The organism is Psychrobacter sp. TB20-MNA-CIBAN-0197, from assembly GCF_040309765.1.
In the GTDB taxonomy this organism is placed as follows: Bacteria; Pseudomonadota; Gammaproteobacteria; order Pseudomonadales; family Moraxellaceae; genus Psychrobacter; species Psychrobacter submarinus.
The window spans coordinates 1-373 of record NZ_JBEOPC010000174.1; the positions used below are offsets into that span (position 1 = coordinate 1).

Below are 373 nucleotides of genomic sequence, written 5' to 3' on the forward strand. Positions count from 1 at the left end.
GGCGGAAAACTACCCGGCCGGCAAGGATGGCGATTATCTCAACAGCCTGTTTTCAGCGTTGCAGGCCGAGTACAACGGCCATCAACCGGCGCGGGAAATGCTCATGCATTCGCTGGTCAGTGTGATCATGGTCTGGGTCAGCCGTCAGGCGATCGTCCGCCACAAGGCCAGCCAACGGCCGCAACGCCAGCGCGAATACCTCAACGGTTTCATTCAGTTGGTGGAAGAGACTTACCGCCAGCACGTCAAGGTCGAAGACCTCGCCCATCGCCTGGGCATCTCCGTGTCGCACCTCAACGGCACCTGCCGTGAACTGGCCGGGCAACCGGCGTTGCAGATCATGCACGAGCGTCAGTTGCTGGAAGCCAAGCGC

1 protein-coding gene is annotated in these 373 nt (G+C 60.9%); it reads left to right on the forward strand.

Annotated elements, in window-relative coordinates; translation table 11 throughout:
• Positions 1 to 373: helix-turn-helix transcriptional regulator (locus tag AAEY83_RS13185; protein WP_351059431.1), on the forward strand; the 373-nt coding region annotated here is incomplete at both ends.